At 48.1% G+C, this 14,392-nt stretch carries 16 protein-coding genes; all 16 read left to right on the top strand.

What is annotated here, in order from left to right:
- Window positions 1-69 precede the first annotated feature (69 nt).
- Window positions 70-1,170 (top strand): stage V sporulation protein E, encoded by a 1,101-nt coding sequence (spoVE, locus tag AF331_RS06945; RefSeq protein WP_053427373.1) that lies wholly within the window; start codon window positions 70-72, stop codon window positions 1,168-1,170.
- A 1,407-nt stretch (window positions 1,171-2,577) separates the two neighbouring features.
- The gene (locus AF331_RS06940; RefSeq protein WP_053427372.1) at window positions 2,578-3,363 is read left to right on the top strand and encodes a cell division protein FtsQ/DivIB; all 786 of its coding nucleotides are present in this window, start codon (window positions 2,578-2,580) and stop codon (window positions 3,361-3,363) included.
- Window positions 3,338-4,048 carry a DUF881 domain-containing protein gene (locus AF331_RS06935; RefSeq protein ID WP_235576327.1) on the top strand — a complete coding sequence of 237 codons (711 nt, stop codon included), beginning with the start codon at window positions 3,338-3,340 and terminating at the stop codon, window positions 4,046-4,048. Before AF331_RS06940 ends, AF331_RS06935 begins: the two co-directional genes overlap by 26 nt.
- Window positions 4,049-4,092: 44 nt before the next feature.
- A complete protein-coding gene (locus tag AF331_RS06930; protein WP_053427370.1) occupies window positions 4,093-4,821 on the top strand; it encodes a DUF881 domain-containing protein in 729 nt (242 codons plus the stop codon).
- 2 nt (window positions 4,822-4,823) lie between these two features.
- Window positions 4,824-5,186, top strand: coding sequence for a small basic family protein (locus tag AF331_RS06925; protein ID WP_053427369.1), 363 nt, complete (start codon window positions 4,824-4,826; stop codon window positions 5,184-5,186).
- A 114-nt stretch (window positions 5,187-5,300) separates the two neighbouring features.
- On the top strand, window positions 5,301-6,599 hold the full coding sequence (ftsA, locus tag AF331_RS06920; RefSeq protein ID WP_053427368.1) for a cell division protein FtsA: 1,299 nt from the start codon (window positions 5,301-5,303) through the stop codon (window positions 6,597-6,599).
- Window positions 6,600-6,681: 82 nt separating this feature from the next.
- Window positions 6,682-7,839 (top strand): cell division protein FtsZ, encoded by a 1,158-nt coding sequence (gene ftsZ / locus AF331_RS06915; protein ID WP_053427367.1) that lies wholly within the window; start codon window positions 6,682-6,684, stop codon window positions 7,837-7,839.
- 210 nt (window positions 7,840-8,049) lie between these two features.
- Window positions 8,050-8,973, top strand: coding sequence for a sigma-E processing peptidase SpoIIGA (gene spoIIGA, locus AF331_RS06910; protein ID WP_053427366.1), 924 nt, complete (start codon window positions 8,050-8,052; stop codon window positions 8,971-8,973).
- Between the two features lie 44 nt (window positions 8,974-9,017).
- Window positions 9,018-9,737 (top strand): RNA polymerase sporulation sigma factor SigE, encoded by a 720-nt coding sequence (gene sigE / locus AF331_RS06905; RefSeq protein ID WP_053427365.1) that lies wholly within the window; start codon window positions 9,018-9,020, stop codon window positions 9,735-9,737.
- A 224-nt stretch (window positions 9,738-9,961) separates the two neighbouring features.
- Window positions 9,962-10,738 (top strand): RNA polymerase sporulation sigma factor SigG, encoded by a 777-nt coding sequence (sigG, locus tag AF331_RS06900; RefSeq protein ID WP_053427364.1) that lies wholly within the window; start codon window positions 9,962-9,964, stop codon window positions 10,736-10,738.
- Between the two features lie 180 nt (window positions 10,739-10,918).
- Window positions 10,919-11,215: a YlmC/YmxH family sporulation protein gene (locus AF331_RS06895; protein WP_053427363.1), complete on the top strand. Its 297-nt coding sequence runs from the start codon at window positions 10,919-10,921 to the stop codon at window positions 11,213-11,215.
- A gap of 54 nt (window positions 11,216-11,269) precedes the next feature.
- Window positions 11,270-12,085 carry a peptidoglycan editing factor PgeF gene (pgeF, locus tag AF331_RS06890; protein ID WP_053427362.1) on the top strand — a complete coding sequence of 272 codons (816 nt, stop codon included), beginning with the start codon at window positions 11,270-11,272 and terminating at the stop codon, window positions 12,083-12,085.
- Window positions 12,075-12,749, top strand: a complete 675-nt coding sequence (locus AF331_RS06885; protein ID WP_053427361.1) for a YggS family pyridoxal phosphate-dependent enzyme — start codon at window positions 12,075-12,077, stop codon at window positions 12,747-12,749. The genes pgeF and AF331_RS06885 overlap by 11 nt, the downstream gene beginning before the upstream one ends.
- A gap of 16 nt (window positions 12,750-12,765) precedes the next feature.
- Window positions 12,766-13,212, top strand: a complete 447-nt coding sequence (locus AF331_RS06880; protein ID WP_053427360.1) for a cell division protein SepF — start codon at window positions 12,766-12,768, stop codon at window positions 13,210-13,212.
- An 8-nt stretch (window positions 13,213-13,220) separates the two neighbouring features.
- On the top strand, window positions 13,221-13,484 hold the full coding sequence (locus AF331_RS06875) for a YggT family protein (RefSeq protein ID WP_053427359.1): 264 nt from the start codon (window positions 13,221-13,223) through the stop codon (window positions 13,482-13,484).
- A gap of 64 nt (window positions 13,485-13,548) precedes the next feature.
- Window positions 13,549-14,319, top strand: coding sequence for a YlmH family RNA-binding protein (locus tag AF331_RS06870; protein WP_053427358.1), 771 nt, complete (start codon window positions 13,549-13,551; stop codon window positions 14,317-14,319).
- Window positions 14,320-14,392: the final 73 nt, after the last annotated feature.

Genomic DNA, 14,392 nt, shown 5'->3' with positions numbered 1-14,392 from the left:
TGGTACGGAAGGCAGAATCCTTGAAGGGTGCTCGAACGGCTCAAATAAGTCAATTTGAGGTGCATAACTTTGCCTTTGAAAAAATCGACACCCGATTTTATACTGATCATGGTCACTATGACCCTGCTCGCCATCGGTCTGATCATGGTTTACAGTGCAAGTGCTGTCTGGGCGGACTATAAATTCGATGACACATTTTTCTTTGCCAAACGTCAGTTGCTTTTTGCCGGCGTGGGACTGCTCGTCATGTTCTTCATCATGAATGTGGAGTACTGGACGTGGAAAAGTTGGTCAAAAGTGATGATCATCGTCTGCTTCGTCCTCCTGGTATTGGTTCTGATCCCCGGGATAGGGGTGTTGAGGAATGGGTCCAGGAGCTGGATCGGTGTTGGAGCCTTTTCTGTGCAACCTTCAGAATTCATGAAGATTGCCATGATTGCCTTTTTATCGAAATATTTAAGTGAGAACCAGAAGTACATCACTTCTTTCAGGAAGGGCGTGCTGCCGGCTCTCCTCATGGTCTTCACGGCGTTCGGAATGATCATGCTGCAGCCGGATCTTGGGACAGGGACCGTCATGGTGGGAACATCTGTCGTGATGATCTTCATCTCAGGTGCTCGGATCAAACACTTCATGTTTCTCGGTATGATCGGCCTTCTAGGCTTCGTCGGCCTGGTGATATCGGCTCCCTACCGGATCAAACGGATTACTTCCTTTTTAGACCCATGGCAGGATCCTCTCAACTCGGGGTTTCAGATCATCCAGTCCTTATATGCCATCGGGCCGGGCGGGTTGTTCGGCCTGGGGCTGGGTCAGAGCAGACAGAAGTTCTTTTATCTCCCGGAACCTCAAAATGATTTCATTTTTGCCATTTTGGCTGAAGAACTCGGGTTTATCGGTGGAACGCTCGTGCTTCTGCTCTTCTCTTTGATCCTTTGGCGGGGGATCCGAATCGCCCTTGGTGCACCGGACCTGTTCGGCAGCTTCCTTGCCCTTGGGATTGTGTCGATGATTGCGATTCAGGTGATGATCAATGTGGGGGTCGTGACGGGTCTGATGCCTGTGACGGGGATCACGTTGCCGTTTCTGAGCTATGGAGGGTCTTCTCTGACGCTCATGCTGATGGCGGTTGGAGTGCTGTTGAATATCAGCCGGTATGCTAAAACGTAGATGATTGAGCCGTCTCTCATAGGAGGGGCGGTTTTTTTGTGGGCAGATTGGGGAGGTAGGCTAATTTTTGATGCTTTGCGTGGAGTATACCTGATAGAGGGTGTCTTCATAGTTGGATCGTTCCGTTTCGCTGCGGTCGACCGCTTTCCTGCGGGGTGGACGGTGAGTCGCTTCGGCTGCGCCTGCAGGGTCTCACCTATCCACTATTCCCGCTGGAGTCGGTCGTCCTCCGCTGCACTGCACTGTTGGATTTGGGATGGGGACTGCATCATAGTTGGATTCGAAAGCCATCCAATTTTCTGTTTTGGTTGTAAGTGTGGTAGGGAACGTTCCGTTACGCTGTGGTCGACCTCTTTCCTGCGGGGTGGACGGTGAGCTGCTTCGACTGTGCCTGCAGGGTCTCACCCTGCCCGCTGTTCCTGCTGGAGTCGGTCGGCTTCCGCTGCACTGCACTGTTGGATTTGGGATGGGGACTGCATCATAGATGGATTCGAAAGCCATCCAATTTTCTGTTTTGGTTGTAAGTGTGGTAGGGAACGTTCCGTTTCGCTGCGGTCGACCGCTTTCCTGCGGGGTGTGCGGTGAGCCGCTTCGGCTGCGCCTGCAGGGTCTCACCCTGCCCGCTGTTCCTGCTGGAGTCGGTCGGCTTCCGCTGCACTGCACTGTTGGATTTGGGATAGGGGAGTGGTCATGCGAATTGAATCTAATACTTCCGCAGATTCTTGGGGAGTTTCTATTCCGTTCTAATGGGGCGGGGTACGATATTCCGATATCAGGTAATAATACCTGCGTCATCTTGTGATGAAGGTATTTCTCTCTTTTCATTGACGATGAGGGGAGGGGTTTTTTTCCTTCTTGAAGGGGTTTATCAATGGTTGATCATTTCATTTTAAATTACGTAGAATTCGTATGGATTCCCTAATTATCTTCCACGTCTATCCATAAACCGGTATCGGGAGGGAGGGATTCGTCAAAAAAGAGCGAAAAGCCCTATGAAAACGGTGTTTTCAGTAAAAAAAGCATAGGCTAAATCCTTAGATGGTGTTACAATAAATTACATATGGATAGTGGGTGTCGCTCCTTTTCTTTACTGGAACTAGGAGAATTTATTACTATTGCAGACCAAATCTTTTACAATTCAATGACAGGCATTCATAAAGGAATATTTCTCGTTTAGAATGTATGAAAAGAGTGTATATATAGGGGATGGACATTTTACTGGCCGACCCGTGTTCATTATAACGGTACACGCTGTTCCCGGTGTCTTTCTCTTACATAGAAAACAATGGCTCCATCCTACATACCTCTTTCTCCATTCTCCTACATGAATGCCGCCGTAATGGTCAGATCATTTATGGGGATTGTAATCCATGACAGAAATTAGTGATGCTTAGGAGATCGTTTGACATGAAAAAAGAAAACGTTGTTTCGATTGAAGACAGGATCCCTAAACTGAAACAGCATCGGAAAAAGAAAGCGAATCGGCGGCTTTTCTTCCTCTTAACTTTGTTCCTGATCCTGATTTTGTCTGTGGTGTATTTCCAATCACCCCTCAGTCATGTCAAAAAGGTCGAAGTGACCGGGAATGAACTCATCCCGGATGATAAGGTGCTTGCAGCCGGTGGGATCTCAACAGGTACCAGCGTATGGGGAGTCAATAAGAACTCTGTCGCAGACAAGCTGAAGAAACTGCCTGAAGTAAAGAAGGCCGAAGTACGCCTGACGTTTCCCAATACGTATGTGATTTCCATACAGGAGCACGACAAAAAAGCGTATCTTTCCCGGGATTCACGCTACTATGTGATTCTGGAAAATGGGAAGATCCTTGATAAAGGGACCGACGCCATGCCAGTCGATGCACCCCTCCTTCGAGGATTCAAAGAAGATAAAGTCCTTGAGAAGATGATGAAGGAGTTGGGTGAACTCCCATCTGAAATTCAACAGATGATATCAGAGATCAATCTGACGCCGAAGGACACGGATCAGTATCATGTCACCCTCTATATGAATGATGGTTTTGAAGTTAGTGCCACCATACGTACGTTCTCAGAGAAGATGATTCACTATCCGTCCATCGCCAGTCAGCTCGACCCATCAAGGAAAGGGGTCATCGACCTGGAGGTAGGTTCGTTTTTCAAAGCTTATGAAACGGAGGATGAAGGCACTGATGAAGAGGGTCAAAATCAAGAGTAAGCAAGTGATCCTGTCCCTCGTCTGCCTCGTCCTCGGTTTCATACTCGCCTTTTCCTACAGTCTTGCCAATTCGAACCAGGATGAGGGATCGAACCGTACCGACGGACAGCTGAAACAGGAGGAAGCCCTGAGGGATCAACTTCTTGATTTTCAGCGCAAAAATAATGAGCTGCAGGAAGATCTTTATGAGAAACAGGAAAAAGTGGTAACCATGGAAAAATCCTTCTCAAAGGAAAAGCAGATTTACTTTAATCTGGCTGAAGACGCAGAACGATACAGGATGTACCTGGGGAAAACCAAAGTTAAAGGCCCGGGTCTCAAGGTTACACTGTCGGATGCGGATTATAACCCTGAGGAGGAAAACATCAACAACTATATCGTTCACGAACACCATGTTTTCAAGGTGATCAATGAATTATATATAGCCGGGGCCTCCGCGGTGGCCATCAACGGACAGCGTCTGAAGCATAACTCATATGTCCTTTGCAACGGTCCGGTGATTCAGGTGGACGGGGTGGACTACCCCGCTCCGTTTGAAATCACGGCGATCGGGGACGCTGACGTTCTGAATTCCGCTTTGAATATCAATGGCGGAGTGAAGGATCAACTGCTCAATGAGAATATCGTCGTCTCCATGGAGAAAGAAAAGGAGATTGCATTAGGACCGCTGCTCGGGGACTCATGAACCGCTGGGCGTCCGACCAGGTATTGAAGGAAAGGTGACAAGCAATGGGCGGTAGATTAAAGGTGAGCTTCACCGTCGTCACGGTAATCATAGGATTTATGCTGGCCATTCAATTCCAGACGGTCCAGGAACCCGTTGTAAGGGATACGAGGGACGTTTGGGAGCTGAGAGAGGCCCTGTTGAAAGAAAAAGAGCTCAATTCGAATCTGAATACAGAAATGCGTTCGGTGGAAGGGAAGCTTGAACAGTACAAGGAACAGCAAGAATCCAGCCCCGAGGAAGCATTGAAGCAGACCCTCGAGGAGCTTAAGGCCGAAGCGGGGCTGACAGAAAAAGAAGGGCCTGGGCTCACACTCACGATTGAGCCCGTGGAGGAAGAACTCCTCCTTGGTGAACCGGTTAAGAATGTATCACCCCAGCTTCTTGAAAGGCTCATCAATGAGCTCAATAAATATGATGCGACGGATATTTCCATAGACGGACATCGCCTTGTCAATACATCCGTCATCCGGGACATCAACGGAGAGACCAAGGTCGACGGGTACTCGATCCGTTCCCTGCCCTTTGAGGTGAGGGTGCTCACAGCTGACTATGCAACGGCTGAAAAGCTTTATAACCGGATGCAGGTTTCACAGTCGCTGGAGGATTTCTTCATCGATAATCTCAGGGTCAATATCTCGAAGCCGTTGGAAGATCTTAAGATTCCGGCTTACGAAGATACGATCAGGGTCCGCCTCATGGAACCAGTCAAAGAAACAGGAGGGAACGGTTAACGATGTGGCTACCCCTATTAGGGTTGCTGGTGGGAGTCTTTTTGGGCCTTGCGACGGACATCCGCATACCGGATGAGTATTCAAACTATCTTTCCATAGCCGTCTTGGCTGCCCTTGATACATTATTCGGAGGGATACGTGCGCACCTGCAAAATATCTATGACGATAAAGTCTTTGTTTCTGGCTTCTTTTTCAATATCCTCCTAGCGGCAGGTTTAGCTTTTCTGGGGGTACATCTTGGTGTAGACTTGTACTTGGCGGCGGTCTTTGCCTTTGGAGTGAGGTTGTTCCAGAACATTGCCGTCATTCGACGACTACTGATCAGCAATTGGACAAATAAACGAGAAAAAAGAGAAAAAAATTAGAATATTAAAAGGGAATCGTTTTTATTACAGCGAATATCATAATAAGATATACTTAGAATCAACTATTCTAAGCTTGTTGTTCGAAACAAACATTCTTTAAGGAGGTGCCACAGAGTGAACAGCAATGAAATTTACGTTAGCCTAGACATCGGTACATCCACAGTGAAAGTGATCATCGGTGAAATGACAAATGATTCTCTGAACATTATCGGTGTAGGGAATGTGAACTCAGAAGGGATCCGAAAAGGTTCCATCGTAGACATAGACGAAACTGTTCATACAATCAAAAAGGCGGTTGAGCAAGCAGAAAGGATGGTCGGCCTCTCCATAAGCCAGGTCATCGTAGGGATCACGGGTAATCATGTTTCCCTTCAATCCTGCCACGGTGTCGTGGCCGTCTCCAGTGATAACAGGGAAATCGGGGATGAGGATGTACTAAGGGTCATGGATGCGGCACAGGTCGTATCAATCCCCCCTGAAAGGGAGATCATCAACGTCATCCCGAGGCAGTTCATCGTGGACGGACTGGATGAGATCACCGACCCGAGAGGGATGATCGGCGTCCGGCTTGAAATGGAAGGAACCATCATCACGGGATCGAAGACCATCTTACATAATACGCTCCGATGTGTTGAAAAAGCAGGATTGGAAATAGTGGATATCGTCCTGCAGCCGTTGGCAGCAGGTTCGGTTGCCCTATCCAAGGATGAGAAGAGCCTTGGTGCAGCATTGATCGACATCGGTGGGGGTTCGACTACCATCGCCGTATTCGAACAAGGTCACTTGAAAGCTACCACGGTGCTCCCTGTAGGCGGCGAACACATCACCAAAGATCTCTCCATCGGCCTTAGAACGTCGACGGAAGATGCAGAGAAGATCAAAGTGAAGTATGGTCACGCCTACTACGACCATGCATCTGAAGATGAAGTCTTCTCTGTGCCGATCATCGGCAGCGATCAACATCAGCAGTTCAATCAGTTGGAAATTTCTGATATCATAGAAGCAAGGCTTGAAGAGGTTCTCGATCTCATCAGCCATGAAATGCGTCGTATGGGGATCAGGGATCTTCCAGGAGGATATGTTCTGACTGGAGGTGTATCTAATCTCCCTGGTGTGTTAGAATTAGCACAAATCGTTTTCCAAAATCGTGTGCGCGTAGCGATCCCTGATTATATCGGGGTGAGGGAGCCGCAGTACACTACTGCAGTGGGATTGATCAAATACGCTCAAAAGAATGCTAGACTGCAAGGAAGAGTCGTAAGCGCAGAGCCGGTTGCAGTGGAAGCCGGTGAAAAAAGACAGCAAAAGCCCAGCCCTAAAAAGCCCAAGCCTGCAAAGGTAAGGGAAGAAGTGAACGAAGAAGATAAACCAATGTCTAAGATGAAAAAATTCTTCGGATATTTCTTTGAATAACAGTCTCTAAAAACTGAAAACAATCAAGATAGCCTGGAATTAAATAGGAATCCATGGATTCGATGAGTTAGGAGGATTTGTCATGTTGGAGTTTGATACAAATTTAGATTCATTAGCGACAATAAAAGTAATCGGTGTCGGTGGCGGAGGTAACAATGCCGTTAACCGCATGATCGAACATGGTGTACAAGGTGTGGAATTCATCGCCGTCAATACGGATGCCCAGGCTCTGAACCTATCAAAAGCAGAAATCAAAATGCAGATCGGTGGAAAATTGACAAGGGGTCTCGGTGCAGGTGCCAATCCTGAAGTCGGTAAAAAGGCAGCGGAAGAAAGCAAGGAACAGATCGAAGAAGCGCTACGCGGAGCAGATATGGTCTTCGTTACCGCTGGAATGGGCGGGGGAACAGGCACAGGTGCTGCTCCAGTCATCGCCCAGATTGCACGCGAGATCGGTGCCTTGACGGTCGGGGTCGTCACACGTCCGTTCACCTTTGAAGGAAGGAAGCGTTCCAACCAGGCAAGCGGTGGGATCGCTGCGATGAAAGAAGGGGTCGATACCCTGATCGTCATCCCGAATGACCGCCTGCTTGAAATCGTAGATAAGAGCACACCGATGCTTGAAGCCTTCCGTGAAGCAGATAACGTATTGCGCCAAGGTGTACAAGGTATCTCGGATCTGATTGCAACACCAGGGCTTATCAACCTTGACTTTGCCGATGTCAAGACCATCATGTCCAACAAGGGTTCAGCCCTTATGGGAATCGGTGCCGCATCAGGCGAAAACCGGGCAACGGAAGCTGCCAAGAAGGCTGTTTCAAGCCCATTGCTTGAAACGTCCATCGACGGGGCCCAAGGGGTCCTGATGAACATCACTGGTGGTACTTCATTGAGCCTGTACGAGGTGCAGGAGGCTGCCGATATCGTGGCATCAGCATCCGATCAGGAGGTCAATATGATCTTCGGATCCGTCATCAATGAAGAATTGAAAGATGATATCATTGTCACCGTCATCGCGACTGGTTTCAATGAAGAGGTGATCCAACCGAAGCAGACGCGCCCTACGTTTGGAGGCGTTAAGCCGAACACGAATCAGGCTCCTAAGCGCGAGCAGCAACCTAAACGCGAGGAACCACAACAGCAAGAGCCTGTTCGATCGAATACGAACCATAATAATCAGGCTGCAGAAGAGACGTTGGATATCCCTACGTTCCTTCGCAACCGTAACCGTCGCCGCTAATCGGTGGTAGAACCTGACAGGGTTTCCTGTCAGGTTTTTTTATTTCTCCCGTCATTCCTCCTCCTGTTGCGCCCCTATTTTTACTGACAAGATTCGAACTAATCCCTGAAAAGTTTTCCGTTATCTGGTACAAAAAGTGACAACCTTCCGAATGGTAGGTGCGATATACTTCTCGTAAGTCGTAGGAACCGTCGATGAGGAGGGCAGAGATTGACCTTATACCTTGATGTCATATGGTTATTGAATATGCTGGTGGATTGTGCGCTACTGTGGTTGACCGGAATCATCCTGAAGAGGAAATATGCTTTATGGCGGGTCGGTTCAGGCGGGCTCATCGGCTCGATCATCATCCTTATGGCGTTCTCCCCGCTCAGTCATCTATCGGGTAGTCCGTTGGTGAAGCTTTCATTCTCCGTCGTGATGGTATGGGTTGCATTCGGATTCAAACGGATGAAATTCTTCCTTACCAATCTGCTCATGTTCTATTTCGTAACATTTTTAACAGGGGGGATCCTCATCGGGGTACACTATTTCATCTCCTTCGACCCGGGTGCCGAGGCTTCGACCCTCATTGCATCTGTAAGGGGATTCGGTGATCCGATTAGTTGGGTGTTCGTCATGCTAGTATTGCCCCTTGCCTGGTATTTCTCCAAGAGCAGGGTAGACCACTTAGAGTATGCCAAGATTCAGTATGACCAATTGGTAGATGTCACGATCCATTTCGGAGAATATATCATCAGTGTCAAAGGACTGATTGATAGCGGGAACGGGCTGCAGGATCCGATTGGGAAGAACCCGGTCATGATCCTCTCGCTCTCCCATCTGAAGGATGAAGTCCCGGGAGAATTTATCATGCTTGCCGGGGACGTTACCGAATTCTTGAGTGATGATTCAATTGATTCCACATGGTCCGACAGAATGCGGTTGATACCAGCTCAGTCCATCGGAAAGACCGGACAGCTCTTGGCGGCACTGAAACCGGACCGCATCATGTTGAAAGATTCCGGAGCAGAATGGGAAGTTTCCAATGGTCTCATCGCCTTCCGGGAAGAACCATTGTCTCCCGACCATCAATTTGAAGCGATCATCCATCCGCAAATGGCAGCAAGAAAGCCCGTCGATCATGCATCATAAAAAACCGGCTTTCATTATTACAGCATTTATAAGGGGGACCCATTGTGAAGAAATTTAAACTGAAACTACAGTATTATTGGTACAAACTCTTATTGAAACTGGGACTTAAGACGGACGAAATCCACTACATAGGTGGAAGTGAAGCCCTCCCACCACCCCTTTCCAAAGACGAAGAGGAAGTGCTCCTTCAAAAACTGCCCAGTGGCGATAAAGCGGCAAGATCCCTCCTCATCGAGAGAAACCTTCGCCTTGTTGTCTATATCGCGCGGAAGTTCGAGAATACAGGAATCAATATAGAAGATTTGATCAGCATCGGAACCATCGGTTTGATCAAAGCCGTCAATACGTTCAATCCCGAGAAGAAAATCAAGCTGGCGACTTATGCGTCCCGCTGCATTGAAAATGAAATCCTGATGTATCTTCGAAGGAACAATAAAATCCGTTCAGAGGTTTCATTCGATGAGCCCCTCAACATCGATTGGGATGGGAATGAACTTCTTCTTTCCGACGTGTTAGGCACGGAAGAGGATATTATTACAAAAGACCTCGAAGCAACAGTGGATAAAAAACTTCTCTTCAGCGCACTTCATCAGCTCAATGACCGGGAAAAGCAGATCATGGAACTTCGGTTCGGCTTGATGGGGGAAGAAGAGAAAACGCAAAAAGACGTAGCAGATATGCTCGGCATCTCTCAATCCTATATTTCGAGGCTTGAAAAGCGGATTATCAAACGATTAAAAAAAGAATTTAATAAAATGGTTTGACTGATTGAACGATTCCTTTTATCGCACAAAGGAGTCGTTTTTTTATGTCCTTATCGACATCAGCGGATGAAAAATGTCATACATAAATTTTTTTCATCTGTCGAAGCCCTGCGTGGCAACCTTTTTGGAAGATCCCTCCTTGATTGCATTTCCCGACATGCATATTTTTCCTGCCCGGGGAGATACTGAACTTTGTACAACAGCTCCTACAAGGAGGGGAAAGAATGACACGCAATAAAGTCGAAATTTGTGGTGTGGATACTTCCAAATTACCCGTGCTGAAGAATGATGAAATGAGAGTGCTTTTCAAGCAAATGCAATCAGGCGAAATTTCTGCAAGGGAAAAACTCGTCAATGGGAATTTACGCCTCGTCTTAAGTGTAATTCAACGATTCAACAATCGTGGGGAGTTTGTTGACGACCTGTTCCAGGTCGGCTGCATCGGTTTGATGAAATCAATCGATAACTTCGATCTTGGCCAGAATGTACGTTTTTCCACTTACGCCGTTCCGATGATCATCGGGGAGATCCGCCGGTATCTTCGGGATAATAATCCGATCAGGGTTTCCCGTTCCCTTAGGGATATTGCCTATAAGGCACTGCAGGTGAGGGAGAGGTTGATGGGGGAAACATCAAAGGAACCGACAGCAGAAGAAATTGCCAAGGTGCTTGATGTTCCCCATGAAGAAATCGTTTTTGCCCTCGATGCCATTCAGGACCCGGTTTCCCTATTCGAGCCCATCTACAATGATGGCGGAGACCCGATATTTGTAATGGACCAGTTGAGTGATGAAAAGAACAGGGATTACCATTGGGTGGAGGAAATCGCCCTTCAAGAGGGAATGAAACGGCTGAATGACCGTGAGAAGTTGATCATCAGTAAGCGCTTCTTCCAGGGCAAGACGCAGATGGAAGTAGCGGATGAAATCGGAATTTCGCAAGCTCAAGTGTCCCGTCTTGAGAAGGCAGCCATCAAGCAGATGAACAAAAATATCCAATAAGTGCCCGTTAGAGAGCGGGGAGTGTCGGGATATCCCCACCTCGTTGCATACATACGCTTCCGTGCCTCATGTGAAGAGGGGAAGCGTCAAGAAAGACAGACCGGATCCGGTCTGTCTTTCTTTTTTTTGCATATAGTTACAATAGAGAATGTGTGCTTTCTGAAAAGGGGGAAGGAACAGGTGGTACGGATTTCTGAATTTCAAGTGAAGGATGTTGTCAGTGTTTCAGATGGACGGAAACTCGGGAATATCACCGATATCGAAATCAATCTCGACAGTGGAAGAATCGAGGCGATCGTCATAGGAGGAGGAGGGAAGCTCCTTGGGTTCTTCGGGAAGGACGAAGAAGTGGTCGTTCCATGGAACAATATCGTCAAAATCGGCGAAGACGTCATCCTTGTGAGGTATAAGGAGCAACAAGACCATTATTACAAACAGGCACAGCTCGAGGGGCCGGAATCCACCACTGATAAATGACGCACTGCCGGGCATATGATACACTTAGGAAAAGTAAAAAAGGAGATTCATTCTGTGGAACCTTTCAAAAAAGAACATGAATCCTATTATACGATTCCCGGTTGGAAAGGTGTCACCGCCGGGATTACGACGAAGAACGGGGGCGTAAGCAGTGCACCCTTTCAGTCCTTTAATATGGGCCTGCATGTAGGGGATGATCGTGATTCAGTCGTGGAGAACCGCCGCCGGCTTTCTGAACTGATCGGTTTCCCCCTCGGACGTTGGGTTGCAGCGGAGCAGACCCATGGAGATCGCATCGAGCTCATTGATGGTTTGCAGGCAGGAAAAGGCTCAAAAAACTATGATGATGCGGTCCCGGATACGGACGGTTTTCTTGCTTCATCCGATGATTTGCTCCTGACGATGTGTTATGCAGATTGTGTGCCCCTGTATTTCTATGACCCAGTGAAGAGGCGGATCGGTCTTGCCCATGCAGGGTGGAAAGGGACCGTGGCCGAGATCGGTCCATCCATGATCGATCGCATGGTCGCAGCAGGCTCCTCCAAGGGGGAGATTGAAGTTGTGATCGGCCCTTCGATCTGCGGAGACTGCTATGTGGTAGATGATTTTGTCATCGGAAAAATTGAAAAAGTACTAGAAGATGGACCCCACATCCCCTATAATCTAAAGGAAGAGGGTCAATATCATCTGGATTTGAAACAGTTGAACCGGCTCTTATTGATCCAAAGTGGTATATCCGCTGAACAGATCAAGACTTCCGGACATTGTTCATTCTGTCATGACGACTTCTATTCGTACCGCCAAGACGGCGGGAAGACAGGAAGGATGATGAGTTTCATAGGCTGGAAGGAGAATGGACATGAACGTTGAACAACGACTTCATAGAATAAACAGCAGTATAGAGCAGGCATGTAAAAATGCCGGCAGGTCCCCTGAGGACGTGAAGGTCGTGGCTGTGACAAAGTATGTGAGCATTGAACGGGCAGAAGAAGCCGTCACCGCAGGGATCACACATCTTGGGGAAAACAGGGACACCGGTCTCACTGAAAAATTTGAGGCCATTGGAAACCGTGTCGATTGGCATTTCATCGGCTCCCTCCAGACCAGGAAAGTCAAACAGATCATCGATAAGGTTTCATACATACATTCACTGGATCGCCATTCCTTGGCCGTGGAAATCGACAAGCGGGCGGACAAGCCAGTAAATTGCTTCGTTCAGGTCAATGTGTCTGGTGAAGAATCGAAACACGGTATAACCCCGGAAGAAACATCTGGATTCATCCAATCATTGCAAGAACTCGAAAACATCAGCGTCATAGGCTTGATGACGATGGCCCCTCATACGGAGGATGAAGCATTCCTTCGCAGCTGTTTCCGAAGCCTCAGAGGGCTGCAGGAGGAGGTCAAGGCGCTTGGTCTGCCCCATGCCCCCTGTACGGAGCTGTCCATGGGAATGAGTAATGATTTTCATATCGCCATCGAAGAAGGAGCCACATTTGTCCGTATCGGAACGGCATTAGTTGGAAATGACTGAGAGGAGATGAGTAGAAATGGGTATCAAATCAAAATTTAAAACGTTTTTCCTGCTTGATGAAGATGAGTACGAATACGAAGAGGAAGAGAAATACGAAGAACATGAGGAGAAGAAGCCCATGAAATCCCAGTCACCGGCACAGACGAAACAAAACGTTGTCAGCCTGCAGAGCGTTCAAAAGTCATCCAAGGTGATCCTGGTTGAGCCGCGCGTGTACGCCGAGGCCCAGGAAATTGCCGACCATCTCAAAAATCGCCGCTCTGTCCTGGTGAACCTCCAGCGAATCCAGCATGACCAGGCGAAACGGATCGTTGATTTCCTGAGCGGCACCGTATATGCCATCGGTGGCGATATCCAGCGGGTGGGGAGTGACATTTTCCTCTGCACGCCAGATAACGTCGAGGTGAGCGGAAACATTTCTGAACTCCTCAGTGAAGAAGATTTTACAGAATCGAGGTGGTAAGCTGAATCATGTTCCTTATATATCAAGTGTTAGATTCGCTATTAAACATCTATATGTGGGCGCTCATCATCTATATCCTGATGTCGTGGTTCCCCAATGCCCGGGAAACCTCCATCGGCCAGATCCTTGCCCGCATATGCGAGCCTTATCTGGAACAGTTCCGGAAGTTCATCCCTCCCCTTGGGATGATCGATATTTCACCGATTGTCGCCTTCATCGTACTTAGACTGGCAGGCAATGGTCTGGACCAACTTTACTTTTGGATCAGATAGTAAGCTTTAAAGGACTGATACCCTTGCCGGTTCAGTCCTTTTGCATGGAGGGAGTTAAAAACCTATGTCGACACTTTATCAGCATTTCAGACCGGAAGAGAGGGGCTTCATCGACCAGGTGGTTGAATGGAAGGAGCAGGTGGAGAACCAGTATGCCCAGAAACGGACCGATTTCCTCGATCCCCGGGAGCAGCATATCCTCCTCAGCATCATCGGGACCGAAGGCAGCGTCAGAGTCGCATTTTTTCCAGAAACAGGGGAGCGCAAGCGTGCACTGATCTACCCTGACTATTATGAGCCTTCTGAAGAAGATTATGGTATATGCCTGTATGAGATTCACTATCCTGCTAAGTTTGTTACAATAGAGCATAGGCAGATCCTCGGGACGCTCATGTCACTGGGTCTTAAAAGGGAAAAATTCGGGGATATCCCTACTGAAGGGGAACGGTATCAGCTCGTGGCGGCCGATGAAATCTCAGGGTACTTGGAAATGGAGCTGCAGCAGATCGGGAAAGCGAAAGTCTCACTCGAAAAGCGTCAGGTGGCAGAACTATTCATCACGGACGAGAAGTGGAGTGAAAATACCACAACGGTGAGCTCCCTGAGACTTGACGTGATCCTCTCCGCCATTCAGGGAGTTTCCCGGCAAAAGGCTCAGGCTCTCATTAAAGCTTCACTTGTGAAGGTGAACTGGAGGGCAACCGAGAGTACGTCCTTCGAGGTGGAAGAGGGGGATGTCATCTCGACGCGGGGCTTCGGCAGAAGCAAACTGCTGACCATCGACGGCAAGACGAAGCGGGATAAATGGCGGATCACGTTCGGTGTTTTGAAATAATTTTGCGAAATTAAAGGAAATTCGGTACAAGCTGTCGAAAAATTAGTTATAATGATAGTAATCAACCAAGTTT

It is taken from the genome of Rossellomorea marisflavi, from assembly GCF_001274775.1.
Lineage (GTDB): Bacteria > Bacillota > Bacilli > Bacillales > Bacillaceae_B > Rossellomorea > Rossellomorea marisflavi.
Note: the sequence above shows the minus strand (reverse complement) of the source record. Positions and strands in the feature narration are given on the sequence as shown.

Excerpts from the sequence above, each read along its gene's own strand:
- sigG (WP_053427364.1), top strand. The coding sequence starts at position 9,962 with ATGACACGCAATAAAGTCGAAATTTGTGGTGTGGATACTTCCAAATTA.
- AF331_RS06940 (WP_053427372.1), top strand. The coding sequence starts at position 2,578 with ATGAAAAAAGAAAACGTTGTTTCGATTGAAGACAGGATCCCTAAACTG.
- AF331_RS06875 (WP_053427359.1), top strand. The coding sequence starts at position 13,221 with ATGTTCCTTATATATCAAGTGTTAGATTCGCTATTAAACATCTATATG.
- AF331_RS06930 (WP_053427370.1), top strand. The coding sequence starts at position 4,093 with ATGGGCGGTAGATTAAAGGTGAGCTTCACCGTCGTCACGGTAATCATA.
- ftsZ (WP_053427367.1), top strand. The coding sequence starts at position 6,682 with ATGTTGGAGTTTGATACAAATTTAGATTCATTAGCGACAATAAAAGTA.
- AF331_RS06935 (WP_235576327.1), top strand. The coding sequence starts at position 3,338 with ATGAAGAGGGTCAAAATCAAGAGTAAGCAAGTGATCCTGTCCCTCGTC.
- AF331_RS06925 (WP_053427369.1), top strand. The coding sequence starts at position 4,824 with ATGTGGCTACCCCTATTAGGGTTGCTGGTGGGAGTCTTTTTGGGCCTT.
- AF331_RS06885 (WP_053427361.1), top strand. The coding sequence starts at position 12,075 with ATGAACGTTGAACAACGACTTCATAGAATAAACAGCAGTATAGAGCAG.
- AF331_RS06880 (WP_053427360.1), top strand. The coding sequence starts at position 12,766 with ATGGGTATCAAATCAAAATTTAAAACGTTTTTCCTGCTTGATGAAGAT.
- AF331_RS06870 (WP_053427358.1), top strand. The coding sequence starts at position 13,549 with ATGTCGACACTTTATCAGCATTTCAGACCGGAAGAGAGGGGCTTCATC.